Genomic DNA, 14,160 nt, shown 5'->3' with positions numbered 1-14,160 from the left:
AGGATGACTGCATCCTGTGATGCAAGCAGGATCAAGTCTTTACTACAGGAGATGATCATGGCAACCAGTGACAAGGGCAATAAGCAAAGCGGCGATACCGGCAAGCCAGGCGGCGATACCAGCAAGCGTGGTTTCGCTTCGATGAACCCGGAGCAGCAGCGCGAAATCGCAGCGGAAGGCGGTCGTGCCGCGCATGAAAAAGGCACGGCGCACGAATTCACCTCGGAAGAGGCCCGCCGCGCCGGCGCGATGAGCCACAAGAACGATCCGGGCCGCAACAGCCAGAGCGCATCGTCGGGCAGCGGCTCGCGCAGCGGCGGCAACAAAGGCAGCACCAATGAGAAGGACCAGGAGGAAAAAGAACAGGACAACAGCCGTGGCGGCTCGGGCTCGGGCTCCGGCTCCCGCTCCAAATCGTAATTAAGAACTTGCGCTTCATTTTGCAGACGCCGGCAGCCTGATACGCCGCCGCCTGTCCTTCGACCCGTATTCATGCCGGATGCGGGTCATCCCTCGCTCTCCCCACGCTACTTTACATACCAGATACACAAGATGGGTTGACCCATCAAATGATAATCATTATCATTTGTATTTTAGCCCAAGGAAAATCTGTGAGCGTACCCAGCGCCAATACCGCCCGCAATGCCAGCCGAGCCGTCTGGCTGAAGCATTTGCACCAGTGGCATTGGGTCAGTTCGGCCATGTGCCTGCTGTGCATGGTGCTGTTTTCGATCACCGGCATCACGCTGAACCACGCGTCGCAGATTGAGGCCAAACCGGTGATCACCAACCGGCAGGCGCAGTTGCCGCAGGCGCTGACGGCACAGTTGCGCGGCTACGCCGAGCGGCATGACGGCGCCAAGGAGCCGCTGCCGGAGCCGGTTGAGCAATGGCTGAAGGACACGTTCAAAGTCCAGGCCGGCCGCCGCGTGGCCGAATGGTCGGTCGACGAGGTGTACCTGCCGCTGCCGAAGGCCGGTGGCGACGCCTGGGTGCGCATAGGCCTGGAAGACGGCGCCACCGAATTTGAAAACACCGACCGTGGCTGGATCTCCTGGCTGAACGATGTGCACAAGGGCCGCAACACCGGCCCGGCGTGGAACTGGTTCATCGACATCTTTGCCGTGCTGTGTCTGGTGTTCTGCGTGACAGGTTTATTGATTTTGAAGTTCCACGCGAGCAACCGCCCATTCACCTGGCCGATGGTGGGCCTGGGTGTGCTGATCCCCGTGGTTATCGCAGCGCTGTTTATCCATTAATCTCAACCATCTCAAGCAATCTCACGACAGGACCTCCATGAAATTACGCTATTCCATCGCGCTCAGTCTGCCACTTGCCAGTGCCTCGGCCATGGCCGCCGATCTGGCCCTGAAACTCGACGTGCCGCAGCTGAATGTGGCCGAGTATCATCGGCCGTACATCGCCGCCTGGCTGGAAAACGCCGACCACAAAGTGGTGGCCAACCTGGCCGTGTTGTACGACACCAAGAAGAAGGATAACGCCGGCACCAAGTGGCTCAAGGACATGCGCCAGTGGTGGCGCAAGGCTGGCCGCGAGCTGAGCATGCCGATGGACGGCGTGTCGGGCGCCACCCGCGCACCGGGCGAAGTCACCCTCAACATTCCGAAAGCCTCGCTGGACAAGCTGCCGGCCGGTCAGTACACGGTGCTGGTGGAAGCCGCGCGCGAGGCCGGTGGCCGCGAGGTGGTCAAGGTGCCGCTGCAATGGCCACCGAAGTCGGCGCAGAATGTGGCCGGTCAGGGCAAGGAAGAACTGGGCGCGGTTGTCGTGCAAGTCAAACCATAAGAACAGGCGGGGATATGCTGAAATTGAATCAATCGTTGATCGCGCTGGCGCTGGCCGGCTTGTCCTTCGTTTCGCTCAGCGCGCAGGCGCACAAGCCGTGGCTACTGCCGTCGTCGACGCTGGTGGAAGCGGGCCGTGATGGCGCCGCCTGGGTGACGGTGGACGCCGCCGTGTCCGAAGGCTTGTTCGATATCGACCATGTGCCGCTGAAGATCGACGGCATCGATGTGAGCGGCCCTGGCGGCATCAAGCTCACGCCGGAAAACATCGGCAACGGCAAGCTGCGCAACACCTTCGATTTGAAGCTGACCAAGCCAGGCACGTACAAAATCGCGCTGGTCACGCAGGGCGTGTTCGGCAGCTACAAGGACAAGGATGGCAACATCAAGCGCTTCCGTGGCACCGAGGAATCGCTGGCCAAGGATGTGCCCGCCGACGCCACCGACGTCAAACTGACGCGCAACGAAAGCCGTCTGGAGACCTTTGTCACCAATGGCGATCCGAGCGATGACGTGTTGAAGCCGAGCGGCAAGGGTCTGGAGCTGGTGCCGGTCAACCATCCGAACGAGCTGCGCGCCGGTGAGAAAGTCACCTGGCGCTTCCTGCTGGACGGCAAGCCTGCCGCCAACCAGGGCGTGAGCCTGATTCCGGGCGGCGTCAAGTACCGTGGTACGCTGGGCGAGATCCGGCACAACACCGACGCCAAAGGCGAGCTGACGCTGACGCTGCCGGCCGCCGGCGCCTACATGGTCAGCAGCAGCTGGCCGGCCGCCGCCGCGCCGGTGCCGGGCCAGCCGCCGCAGATGGTGCCGCGTCGCGCCAGCTACGCCGCCATCCTGGAAATCCTGCCGGATTAAGGTTGGCATGCGCCGGGTTTTACTGCCTCACGAGATTGCCGACGACCCGGCGCCAGCAGGCGGCGTGATCCGCGACTACGCTGGCCGCAGCATGGGCACCAGCTGGTCGGTGCGGCTGGTGGCCGCGCCCGACGCGGCCACCCGCGCCGTTTGCGATCAGTTGCAGGCCGGGCTGCAACAGCAGCTCGACGTCATCGTGGCCGAGATGAGCCACTGGGAGCCCGAATCCGACCTGGGCCGTTTCAATCGCGCGCCCAACGACAGCTGGCACAGCTTGCCGCCGGCGTTCTTCGACGTGTTGTCGTTCGCCATCGAGGTCGGGCGCGCCTCGGGCGGCGCCTATGATCCGACCGCCGGTTCGCTGGTCAACCTGTGGGGCTTCGGTCCCTGGGGCCGGTTCGACCAGCCGGACTTTGTGCCGCCCAGCGCCGAGGAGGTCGTCATCGCCCGCGCCCAACTGGCGGCGCGTCCGGTGCGCTTGCGGCGCGACGGCCGCAAGGCCTTGCAGCCGGGCGGGGTGCAGCTGGACTTGTCGGCGGTGGCCAAGGGCTACAGCGTCGACCGGCTGTCCTACTATCTGAAAACGCAGGGCTTCGCGCACCATCTGGTCGAGGTCGGCGGCGAGCTGCGCGGTGCCGGTTTTAAGCCTGACGGCCAGCCGTGGTGGGTGATGCTGGAGCAGGTCGGCGACGCCGCGCGCGACGTCGGCGTGCCGGACCAGCTGGTGCTGGCCTTGCACGGCCTGGCGGTCGCCACCTCCGGCGATTACCGCCGCTACTTCGATTGGGACGGCCAGCGCTACTCGCACACCATCGACCCGCGTAGTGGCCTGCCGATCGCCAACGACTTGGCCTCGGTCACGGTGGTGCACGCGCAGTGCATGGCGGCCGACGCCTGGTCCACCGCGCTGACCGTGCTGGGCAGCCATGACGGCCTGCGTCTGGCCGAGCTGCAAGGGCTGGCCGCGCGCTTCGTCGCGCGCCGGCCGGACGGCGGCTTCACCGAAACGATGAGCACCCACTTTCGCGGCATGTTAGACGCATGATCTGGACCAACGACCCCACCCGATTGATGCTGGTGGCGGGCATCAGCGTGGCTTATGCGCTGGTGTGCCTCGCGCCTTACCTGCGCACGCGCCGCAAGCGGCTGGCCGCCGCGCGCGCCAGGGCGGAGGCGGCGGTCTCGCCCGGCTGGATCGTCAGCTACGCCAGCCAGACCGGCAACGCCGAGGAACTGGCGCGGCAGACCGCCGCCATGCTGAAGCTGGCCGGCATTCCGGCCCGGCTGGCGGAATTGTCCGAGCTGACGGCGGACGATTTGCTGGGCGCCGAGCGTCTGCTGTGCCTGGTTAGCACCTATGGCGAGGGCGATGCGCCGGACGGCGCCGCCGCGTTCGCCGGCCGCCTGATGACCACCGCGCTGCCGTTGCCGCGTCTGCACTACGCGGTGCTGGCGCTGGGCGACAGCGCGTATGCGCAGTTCTGCGGCTTCGGCCGCGCGCTGGATCAGTGGCTGCAGGCGCAGGGCGCGCGAAGCCTGTTCCCGCGCATCGAGGTCGACCGCAGTGCGGACGCCGCGATCGCCGCCTGGCGACAGCAGCTGAGCCATCTGGCCGGCACCAGCGATGCGCCGGACTGGAGCGCGCCAGCCTTCGACGCCTGGCGCCTGTGCGAGCGGGTGCAACTGAACCCCGGCAGCGCCGGCGCGCCGGTCTATCACCTGGCGCTGGCGCCGGTGAGCGGCGTGTTGCCGGATTGGCAGTCGGGCGATCTGGTGCAGATCGCGGCGCCGGCCGATCCGGACCATCCGCGGGACTACTCGATCGCCTCGGTCCCGGCCGATGGCCGCGTGCACCTGCTGGTGCGCCTGCACCGCCACGCCGACGGCAGCCACGGCGTCGCCTCCGGCTGGCTGACGCAGCAACTGGCGCCGGGCGGCACGCTGCCATTGCGCTGCCGCCCGCATCGCCGTTTCCGCCTGGAAGAGAACGCCGACCGCCCGCTGATCCTGATCGGCAACGGCAGCGGCATCGCTGGCCTGCGCGGCCACCTGAGGGCACGTGCGCTGGCGGGGCAGGACCGCAACTGGCTGCTGTTCGGCGAGCGCAACCGCGCTCATGATTTCCACTACCGCGCCGAACTGGAAGCGTTGCGCCAGGCGGGACGCCTGACGCTGGACCTGGCCTGGTCGCGCGACGGCGGCGCCGCGCGTTATGTGCAGGATTTGCTGCCGGCGCGGGCCGCGCAACTGCGCGCCTGGGTGGCCGACGGCGCGGCGATTTATGTCTGCGGCAGCTTGCAAGGCATGGCGGCGGGGGTCGATCATGCGCTGGCCGATATACTGGGACGTGATCAATTAGATAATTTGATCGCCGCCAAGCGCTACCAGCGCGATGTTTATTAAAATCAATGTGGTAAATTCGCCACATCTTCTATTGGTAAAAACTGGTTTTTACCGGACTAAATTCTTAGATTGGTTTATTTAAGTAAATAATCCCCATATTTATCAAAATAATGTTGTTTCGCTACGGTATCGCGTAAAAAACATACACATTATGTTACAAGGGCGTTACATAATCACCGGTTGATGAGCAAGGAATGTCTCGTCGCCTAGCCAGATCCTGTGATGTCCTGCGTAGCGGCCTACCGGCCATGTCTCCGTCAGGCCTGACGGCCCGTTAAGGTGTGAACACGTCTCTCCTTGCTTATTGTTGCTTAATAAAACCACCATTACAGGGAGTAATGAATGAAATTGCAAGAGAAAGTAGGCGCCCGATCCGTGCGTCTGGCACTCGCAGTCCTGGCCGGTTCCACACTGTTCGCAGGCCAGGCATCCGCGCAAGACGACCAACAGCCGATCCAGAAGGTTGAGATCACCGGTTCCGCCATCAAACGTATCAACGTTGAAGGCGCGCTGCCCGTGCAACGTCTGTCGTCCGAACAGATCGCCAAGACCGGCGCCAACTCGGTGGCCGACCTGATCCAGGCGCTGCCTTCGATGCAAGGTTTCACCGTTGCCGCGATCGCCGCCGGCACCAACTCCGGCGGCCGCGTGTCGGCCTCGATCCACGACATCGGCGAGAGCTACACGCTGGTGCTGCTGAACGGCCGTCGTATCGCTCCGCAAGGTTCGGGCTCCGCCATCAACCTGAACGCCATTCCGATGAGCGCGGTTGAACGTGTCGAGATCCTGACCGACGGCGCCTCGGCCCTGTACGGCTCGGACGCCATCGCCGGCGTGATCAATTTCATTCTGAAGAAAAACCTGCAAGGCGGCTCGATCGAAGGCACGTTCTCGCAGCCTGGCAAGAGCAGCGCTGGCGACAGCAGCAACTTCAGCGCCACCTACGGCTTCGGCGATCTGGATGAAAACCGCTACAACGTTTTGCTGTCGGTACGTCACGACGAGCAGAGCCAGCTGAAAGCCACCGACCGCAGCTTTGCTAACACCTCGTTCCGTCCATTCAGCTGGAACGGCAACAACTACATCTGGGACCGTTCGAGCACCTCGTCGATTCCGGGTAACGTCAACGCGACTTACCGCGATGGCCGTCCGAATAACGCGACCTCGACGATCGCGTTCAATCCTTACTTCAACGCCAACGGCAATTGCGGCCCGATGCAGCTGCCGTCGTACAACAACACCGCGACCGCGCAAAACTGCGGCTTCGACTCGACCTCGACCATCGAGATCGTGCCGCAAAGCCGTCGTGACAGCGTGTTCGGTAAAGTTACCTGGCGCGCCACCGACAGCATCGAAGTGTTCGCCGAAGCGGCATACTCGCGGATGGACCTGACCGCGCGGATCGCCCCGAACGCCACGTCGATCACGATCGCCAAAGGCTCCAACCTGTACAACAACTATGTGCGTCCTTACCTGACCGCCGCGCAGGACGCTAACCTGACGTCCTCCACCGCGAACTACCGCACTTACGACTGGGGCACCCGCGACAGCCAGACCATCACCGAGTCGAAAAACTTCGTGATCGGTGCGGAAGGCGATATCGGCGCATGGAACTTCGGCACCGGCTTGACCTGGTCGCAGAACTCCATTGACGAGCGTTATGTGGGCGGCTATCAGAAGAATGCCGAGTTCCGCAGCATGCTGGCCAACAATCAGTTCAACCCGTTCCTGGCTGTTGGCCAGCAGAGCGCCGCCACCAAGGCTCTGATCGCCAACTCGATCTACAACGGCTCGATCCGCGAGGCGTCGACCACGCTGAAAGGCATCGACGCGCGCGCATCGCGTGAACTGATCAAGCTGCCAGCTGGCGCCGCGCAAATCGCGTTCGGTGGTGATTATCGTAACTACCACTACGAGCAAACGCCAAACGCCACCTCGTCGGACATCTACGGCTTCAGTGCTTCGCCAGCCTATGACATGGAGCGCAACAACTACGGCGTCTTCTCCGAGCTGAACGTGCCGGTCGTGAAGTCGTTCGAGGTCACCGCCGCCGCCCGTTACGACACCATCGAAGCGGTGAAAAACCACCTCGCCAACCGCGAAATGGGCAAAAAGGAATCGGCTAGCACCTACAAAGTGTCGGCCCGTTGGCAGCCGACGCAGTCGTTCCTGCTGCGCGGTTCTTACGGCACCGGCTTCAAGGCGCCTTCGATGCTGGACATCGGCCAGCCGCTGGTCGCCGCTGGTTTCACCGCCCGCTCTTATCCTTGCCCGGTTAACCTGGCTGCGGAAAATTCGGCGTATTGCCGTCCAGGCGTTGCGCAGTACAACGTGATTTCGGGCGGTAACGAAAATCTGAAGCCAGAGAAATCGAAGCAGTACACCGTTGGCTTCCGCTTCGAACCAACCTCGTCGTGGTACGTGCAGGCTGACCTGTGGGATGTGAAGATTCGTGACGCGGTATCGTCTGTTTCGGAGGCGCAGATCTTCGATAAGCCAGATCTGTTCCGTTCGCTGTTCACCACCTTCGTCGATCCAGGTACCGGCCAGACTTTGTGGGCGAAGAAAACGCTGTCGATCAACATCGGCCAGACCCACAACCAGGGTATCGACTGGGAAACCAGCTACCGTCAGAAGTTTGGCTTCGGCACCTGGACCAACACCCTGAACGGCACCTATCTGATGAAGTCGGATTACACCGTTCCGGGCACGGCCAGCGACTGGACCAACAACATGAACTACTTCGGCATTACCGATGCCGTGTCGTTCCGTCACGTGGTTCGCCTGGCCAGCACGCTGGACACCGGTGCATTCTCGAACTCGCTGATCGTCAACTACCGTAACGGCTACACCGATGCATCGGCCACCGCTTACAACCTGGCGACCAAGCTGAACGAAACCCTGCGTATCCACGTGCCGTCGCACCTGACCATCGACTGGCAAGGCAAATGGCAAGCAACCAAAGCCATCTCGCTGCGCGCTGGTGTGAAGAACCTGGCCGACCGCAATCCACCGCTGTCGCTGCGCGCCTCGTCGGGCCACCAGGTTGGCTACGATGCACGTTACGCCGACCCTATGGGCCGCACGTTCTACATGACCGGCAACTACACCTTCTAAGCTGACCGGCAAATGAAAAGCCCCGCAGACGTCGAGCCTGCGGGGCTTTTTTTATTGAAATCGATTAATCGGCGCCGGCCTGTTCCAGCCCGCGCGCCAGGCTGGAGATTGACGGATTGTCGATGAACACGCAGCGCTTGCCGTTGCGCTTGCAGTAGTCCTTGACCCGCCAGTAAGCGCTGTGGCTGATGCAGCCGGTCTGGCAGATCACCAGGTCGGCCGCCGCCAGACTCGCCTCCAGGCGGTTGGCGCTGTCTTCCAGGCCGCCGTCGTGGTGACTGAATTGCGCGCCTTCGCGCTCGATCAGCTCGCGGTAGCTGGCGACGTTGCCGTTGCGGCCGCCGACGCACAGCACCGCGCGCTCACGCAGGCTCAACGGCATCTTCATCACATGTTCGACCACCGGCGGCGCTTCTTCCGGCATCGGCGCCGGCGTTTCCTGGGCGCGCGCCAGCTCCACGCGCAGGTCGGCGATCTGCTGGCGCATCGCGCGTTCGCGCTCTTCCATCTGCGTCAGCCGCTCGGCCAGCTTGGCGCGCGATTCCAGGCCGGGAATCGACTCGCGCAGCTGCTCCAGCTCGACCTTCAGCGAATCGACCATACTGTCCTTGCCGACCACCTGTGCGCGCAACTGCATCATTTGCGCCGCGTACTTGTCGGCGTCGGCGGCCTTTTCCGCCATCAGCGCGGTGGCCCGCTGCTGCGCCCTGGCCAGGTCGTGCGTCAGGCGCTTGTTCTCTTCCAGCGCGGCGTTGAACTTGCTGATGTCGGCGCGCACGCAGGCGCCGGCCTGGTGCTGCACCATGTGCAGGTCGCGGCACATCTGTTCTTCCAGCTCGGCGGTGCAGCGCGGGTGCGTCAGGCCGGCCCAGAAGGCGCCGGCGACATCGCCGGCGTTGACCGCGTTGCGCCACATGTCGGCCACCTGCTCGGTGGTCTTGGCATGGCGGAAGCGCAGCAGCACGGCGGCGTAGCGACGTTCCAGCTCCTTCTGCAGCGCTTCCGACAGGCGGTTGCGGCTGGCGCATTCGGTGACCGCGCCAACGTGCACCTCGTAATCGTCGGCCACCACCTTGCCGTTGGTGACTTTGTCGACCAGCTTGCGCAACACGCCCAGCGGGAAGCCGACGCCAACCAGCGGGCAATGGCAGGCATGGCCCAGTTCCCACAGCCGGCGCCGGCGCGAGGCCTGCGCTTCCGGTTCCCTGGCCAGCACCTGCATCACGTTGTTGATGATGGGCTTGATGACTTGCGGCTTGGCCGGTGGCTCAGCCTGGCGCGCGGGCCCGAGCAACGGGTCGGCCACCTGCGGCAACGCGGCGGCAATGATGGCCGCCAGCGGATCGTGTTTCTCGCACATGGTCAGCGTGCTCCGCTCAGACCACCGACGGCGCGGTGCGGGCGCGCGCCATGATGCGGCTGAGAAAGTTGGTCTTTTCCTGCTCGTGCAGGTTACGCTCCACCTCGTGCGCCCACTGTTCCGACAGTTGCGCGCAGGTGGCGCTCAGCACCGGCGCCAGGTCCGGCAGCGTGGCCAGCGCCTTCAAATGGCGCTCGATCACCGAGGCCAGCTTGACGCAGCCGCCGGCGTCGTCGCTGCCGGCCGTGTAGTGCGACATCAGATGCAGCACCGCGGACAGCATCAGCTCGGGATTGTGGCCGCCATGCGATGGGGCGAGGAAAATCGGGTTGCTATGTTCGATGGCCATCAGACGCTCCTGGTTCGGGAAAGCGAGGTCGGCTGGCGGCGTGGCTGGCTACTCAAGGGGGAGAGTGGGGCGTGGAGGCGCCCCTTTTAACGCACAGTTAAGCGGTGAGAATCAGCTTGTTCAGCTGGGTGATGCGCAGACGGTAGACGCGGCCCGAATGCTCGATCTCCAGTTCACGGCCGCCGTCCATCAGGCTGGCGCTGGTGATGCGCTTGAGGGGCTTGACGGCGTGCGCGGCAACGGCGGCGGTCACGGGGTGGGCAACAAGGACAGGGGGCATCGCAGGGGTGGTCGTAATCATCTTCGCTTCTCCTTAAATAAGAATGATTCGTATTTGCATTCATTATTGTGGAAGCCGGATAGGAATGCAAGCCTTTTTCATGGCTTTTTTGTTAGCGGGAGAATTAAAAAAGGGGCCCGGTGTTTGACCGGGCCCAAGGCTGGGTAATGCGGGAGGTAATACCAAGGTGATACCAAAGTTAAAGCGAAAATTACAGCGCCAAATTACGGCGCATACTGCGGAGTGCTACCGGGTCCGCATATCGCTACTACAAGGCCGCCAGCAACTGGCCGGACGGTTCGGGGACGCCACCTTTGCCGCGCGCGGTGGCGGTCTTGCCGCGCGTGCGCGACGGCGGCAGGCGGCGTAAGGTTTTCAGCGCTTCCGGGTCCTTGATGCCGATGGTGCGCTGGTCAACGCTGATCAGGCCGATTTCGTTGAAGGCCGACAGCGTGCGGCTGACCGTTTCCAGCGTCAGCCCGAGGTAGCTGCCGATTTCATGGCGCGTCATGCGCAGGTTGAACAGCTTGCTCGAATAGCCCATCTGCGCGAAGCGCTCGGCCAGCGCCACCAGAAAGCGCGCCACCCGCGCCTCGGCGCTGAGCGCGCCCAGCATGCCGATCATCGCCTGCTCGCGCACCAGCTCGCGGCTCATGACGCCGTACATCATGTTTTCCAGCTCCAGGTGGATGCGCCCGAGCGCGGTCAGCTTCTTGAACGGCAGCAGGATCAGGTCGCAGTCGGACAGCGCCACCGCCTCCGACGAGTAGTGGCGGGTGTGGATGCCGTCCACGCCCAGCAGGTCGCCCTTCATCGGGAAGCTGAGCACCTGCTCGTTGCCGTATTCGTCGATCAGCACGGTTTTGAGGAAGCCCGAGTTGACGATGTACAGCGTGTCGAACGGCTGGCCGATGGTGTGGATGCGCTGGCCGGTCTTGAACTGCACGTGCTGGAACAGCAGCTCCTCGTTGGCGATCGAGCTGGCGGCCGGAATGTGCAGGATGTCGCAGACTTCCTTGAGATTCGACCACAGCCGCCCCTGCCGCTGGCGGCCGGCTTCCATCGACGATTGCAGCGCCGTCGAGGCCGGGCGAATTTCAGACGTTTGCGTAGACAGCATGGTGTTCTCCTGTGGGCAGGTACTGGAAGGTATGGTTTCAGTATGCCAACACAGTGGTGAGATAGATATCAGCAATGGCTGAATCTACAGGTAGGACTCTGGCTAAGGATTGTAGGAGGACTCCTAATCCCGAGTGGGCATCAGGTCTTGAAGGGCGACAGCAGGCGGTGCGCCACCGCGTATTGCACCATTTCCGATAGCGAACTCATGCCCATCTTCTGCATGATGCGGGTTTTGTGCGTGCTGACGGTCTTCACGCTCAGGTGCAGGCTGTTGGCGATCTCGGTGATGGAACGGCCGGCCACCAGCAGCGAAAACACCTCGAACTCGCGGTCCGACAATTGTTTATGCAGCAGCGACTCGTGCGGCATCATGATGTTGAGCGCCAGTTGCTCGGCCACCTCGGTGCTGATGTAAGGGCGGCCGGAGGCCACCTTGCGGATCGCCCCCACCAGTTGGGTGCCGGCGCTTTCCTTGGTCAGGTAGCCCTGGGCGCCGGCGCGGATGGCGCGCACGGCGTACTGCTCTTCCTCGTGCATGGTGAGGATCAGGATGGCCAGCTTGGGCGCCTCGGCCTTGATCTGACGGATCAGGTCGACGCCGCTGCGGCCCGGCATCGACAGGTCCAGCAGCAGTAGGTCGAAGCCGCCCTGGCGCACATGGCCCAGCACCTCGAAGCCGTCGATGGCTTCGCCGACGATGTCTATATCCGGCGCGCCGTCGAGGATGCGCTTGAGGCCTTCGCGCATGATGGTGTGGTCGTCGGCAATCACTATACGTATCATGGAGGGCCACCCAAAGTGATTAATTGTAAGTGTTGTTATTCTTGAGTTAATCTTGCGATCTTACTATAAACGGTGGCCTCGCGTGGTTTATTTGCTACCGGGTTCCTGGATCAGGCGGTGAACCAGCACCGGAATGGTGGAATGTTGCAACACCTTGTTGGTTACACTGCCCAGCAGCAATTGGCCCCAGCCGCTGCGTCCGTGCGAGCCCATGAAGATCAGGTCGCAGCCATGCTGTTGCGCCACGTCGACGATTTTCAACGCGGCGCTCTCGTGGAAGGTGGTCAGTGTTTCGCAGCGCACGCCACGCCGGGCGCAGGAGTCGGCGACGTCGCGCGTGTGATCGTGGCCGGCGCGCTGCATGGCGGCGCGGTATTCCTGCTCGCTGGGGTAGCTGGGCGGGATGATTTCCACATACACCGGATACTGGTACTCGGGCGCCACGAACAGCGCCAGCACCTCGGCGCCCAGCTGTTCGGCAAACTGCACCCCGGCGCAGGCGGTCTTGCTGGAGACGGCCGAGCCGTCGGTGGCGATCAGGATTTTGCGGTACATGACGACCTCCTTGCGGCTGCGACGCGCACTACCATTGTAGTCGCGATTTACATTATTAACAGTATGGAAAGACTTGATGTTTATCAAATAAATGCGCTTTATTCGCTGCGCAGGGTGTGGGCTTTTCCGCGTATTCGCCGATTTTTTTGCACTAAAGCACTACTTTTGTGTCATGCGGCATACCCCGCCGATCTATCCAATGTTAGTATCCCTACATACAGCTAGTTTAGGCAGTAAATTTATCAATATGGAGAAGCAGGGATTATGACTAACGCCGCTGACGATTTCGACGCCTTATTTGAAGAAGTGTCCGCCCAGAGCAAGACGCCGGCGCCGGCACCGGCCGCCAGCGCGGAAGACGATCTGGAAAGTCTGTTCGAGGAAGTCGCCGCGGCCCGTCCGGCCGATGCCGCGCCCGCCGCCGAAGCCGCCGCCGCGCCAGCCGCCGAGGGCGAGGTGGCGCCGGAGGAGGGCAAGGAGGGTAAGGAGGGCGACAAGGGCGTGATGTTTGAACGTCTGGGTGGCATCGTGCGCCTGCTGCACGACTCGCTACGCGAATTGGGCTACGACAAGGCGTTGACCGAGGCGTCGAGTCAGATCAACGACGCCCAGGACCGGCTGGAATACGTCGCCACGCTGACCGAACAGGCCGCCAACAAGGTGCTCAACACGCTGGACGATGCGATGCCCGACCAGGATAACCTGTCGAAACAGTCGAAAGACATGGAAGAGCGTTGGGCCGACCTGTTCGCTGGCAAGCTCAGCCTTGATCAATTCAAACAACTGGCCGGCGATGCGCAAAAGTTCGCCATCGCCGTCTCGGCCGCGACCGAGACCGAGAAGGCGCGTCTGCTGGACATCATGATGGCCCAGGACTTCCAGGACATCACCGGTCAGCTGATCAAGAAAGTGGTGATCATCACTAAAACCGTCGAGACCGAGTTGGCCACGCTGCTGCGCGACAACGCGCCGCCGGCGGTCAGGGAGAAGATCGCGCAGAAAGAAGTGTCGCTGATGTCAGGCCCATCGACGCCGACCGTGGCCCTGAACCAGGACAGTGTTGACGACTTGCTTGCCGATCTGGGGTTCTAATGGACGATATGCTGAAAGATTTCGTCGTCGAGGCGATGGATCTGGCGGTCAACGTCGAGGAGCACTTGCTGCGCCTCGAACGCGACCCGGAAAACAAGGAAACACTGAACGCGGTGTTCCGCTCCTTCCACACCATCAAGGGTGGCGCCGGTTTCATGGGCCTGCCCGCGCTGGTGGCGGCCTGCCACCTGACCGAGAATCTGTTCGACGCGCTGCGCACCGGCGCCGCGCCGGTCACGCCGCTGTCGATCGAGGCGGCGCTGCAAGCGTCCGGCTTCGTGGCCGACCAGCTGGCGGAATTGAATGACGGCGCCGAACCGAGCAGTCTGCCGGCCTTGCCGGGCGACCTGGAGCAGCTGCTGAACGACGCCATCGCCGGCAACACCGACGCCGCGCCGGCCAAAGCCGCCGCGCCTGCCGCCGCAGCAGCAGCGCC

The 14,160-nt window shown here is 63.0% G+C and carries 15 protein-coding genes; 9 read left to right on the top strand and 6 right to left on the bottom strand.

Translation table 11 applies throughout. The features are described 5' to 3' along the window. Window positions 1-57 precede the first annotated feature (57 nt). The 7 genes from GTP44_RS24835 to GTP44_RS24805 all read left to right on the top strand — a co-directional run bounded on the left by GTP44_RS24835 (window position 58) and on the right by GTP44_RS24805 (window position 8,183). The gene (locus GTP44_RS24835; protein ID WP_161021513.1) at window positions 58-420 is read left to right on the top strand and encodes a KGG domain-containing protein; all 363 of its coding nucleotides are present in this window, start codon (window positions 58-60) and stop codon (window positions 418-420) included. Between the two features lie 149 nt (window positions 421-569). Further along, entirely contained in the window at window positions 570-1,259 is a 690-nt protein-coding gene (locus GTP44_RS24830; RefSeq protein WP_202412942.1) for a PepSY-associated TM helix domain-containing protein, read from the top strand. Between the two features lie 37 nt (window positions 1,260-1,296). Then, window positions 1,297-1,806, top strand: a complete 510-nt coding sequence (locus GTP44_RS24825) for a DUF2271 domain-containing protein (protein WP_161021512.1) — start codon at window positions 1,297-1,299, stop codon at window positions 1,804-1,806. Window positions 1,807-1,820: 14 nt separating this feature from the next. After that, on the top strand, window positions 1,821-2,663 hold the full coding sequence (locus GTP44_RS24820) for a DUF4198 domain-containing protein (protein WP_202412941.1): 843 nt from the start codon (window positions 1,821-1,823) through the stop codon (window positions 2,661-2,663). Between the two features lie 7 nt (window positions 2,664-2,670). Beyond that, window positions 2,671-3,708, top strand: coding sequence for an FAD:protein FMN transferase (locus tag GTP44_RS24815; protein ID WP_161021511.1), 1,038 nt, complete (start codon window positions 2,671-2,673; stop codon window positions 3,706-3,708). Beyond that, window positions 3,705-5,066: a sulfite reductase subunit alpha gene (locus GTP44_RS24810; RefSeq protein WP_161021510.1), complete on the top strand. Its 1,362-nt coding sequence runs from the start codon at window positions 3,705-3,707 to the stop codon at window positions 5,064-5,066. The genes GTP44_RS24815 and GTP44_RS24810 overlap by 4 nt, the downstream gene beginning before the upstream one ends. Window positions 5,067-5,408: 342 nt before the next feature. Further along, window positions 5,409-8,183 carry a TonB-dependent receptor gene (locus tag GTP44_RS24805; RefSeq protein WP_161021509.1) on the top strand — a complete coding sequence of 925 codons (2,775 nt, stop codon included), beginning with the start codon at window positions 5,409-5,411 and terminating at the stop codon, window positions 8,181-8,183. Window positions 8,184-8,247: 64 nt separating this feature from the next. Here GTP44_RS24805 and GTP44_RS24800 read toward each other — a convergent pair whose 3' ends face one another. From GTP44_RS24800 to GTP44_RS24775, 6 genes are all read right to left on the bottom strand, one after another. Beyond that, window positions 8,248-9,543, bottom strand: coding sequence for a DUF2325 domain-containing protein (locus tag GTP44_RS24800; protein ID WP_161021508.1), 1,296 nt, complete (start codon window positions 9,541-9,543; stop codon window positions 8,248-8,250). A 16-nt stretch (window positions 9,544-9,559) separates the two neighbouring features. Beyond that, entirely contained in the window at window positions 9,560-9,892 is a 333-nt protein-coding gene (locus tag GTP44_RS24795) for a hypothetical protein (protein WP_161021507.1), read from the bottom strand. 97 nt (window positions 9,893-9,989) lie between these two features. Continuing rightward, on the bottom strand, window positions 9,990-10,193 hold the full coding sequence (gene hemP / locus GTP44_RS24790) for a hemin uptake protein HemP (protein WP_202412940.1): 204 nt from the start codon (window positions 10,191-10,193) through the stop codon (window positions 9,990-9,992). A 247-nt stretch (window positions 10,194-10,440) separates the two neighbouring features. After that, window positions 10,441-11,235, bottom strand: coding sequence for a Crp/Fnr family transcriptional regulator (locus GTP44_RS24785; protein WP_160992704.1), 795 nt, complete (start codon window positions 11,233-11,235; stop codon window positions 10,441-10,443). Between the two features lie 197 nt (window positions 11,236-11,432). Then, on the bottom strand, window positions 11,433-12,077 hold the full coding sequence (locus GTP44_RS24780) for a response regulator (protein WP_090176109.1): 645 nt from the start codon (window positions 12,075-12,077) through the stop codon (window positions 11,433-11,435). 87 nt (window positions 12,078-12,164) lie between these two features. Beyond that, complete coding sequence (locus GTP44_RS24775; RefSeq protein ID WP_161021506.1) at window positions 12,165-12,632, bottom strand: universal stress protein; 468 nt, start codon at window positions 12,630-12,632, stop codon at window positions 12,165-12,167. A 264-nt stretch (window positions 12,633-12,896) separates the two neighbouring features. On the opposite strand from GTP44_RS24775, the gene GTP44_RS24770 reads away from it, so the two are divergent. Continuing rightward, on the top strand, window positions 12,897-13,724 hold the full coding sequence (locus tag GTP44_RS24770; protein ID WP_160992682.1) for a protein phosphatase CheZ: 828 nt from the start codon (window positions 12,897-12,899) through the stop codon (window positions 13,722-13,724). Further along, window positions 13,724-14,160: Hpt domain-containing protein (locus GTP44_RS24765; RefSeq protein WP_202424218.1), on the top strand; the 437-nt coding region annotated here is incomplete at its 3' end. The genes GTP44_RS24770 and GTP44_RS24765, both read left to right, overlap by 1 nt.

Origin of the sequence: Duganella lactea (assembly GCF_009857505.1) — a bacterium.
Classification (GTDB): domain Bacteria; phylum Pseudomonadota; class Gammaproteobacteria; order Burkholderiales; family Burkholderiaceae_D; genus Rugamonas; species Rugamonas lactea.
The sequence above is the reverse complement of the archived record's forward strand: the minus strand, read 5'-3'. Positions and strand labels throughout refer to the sequence as shown.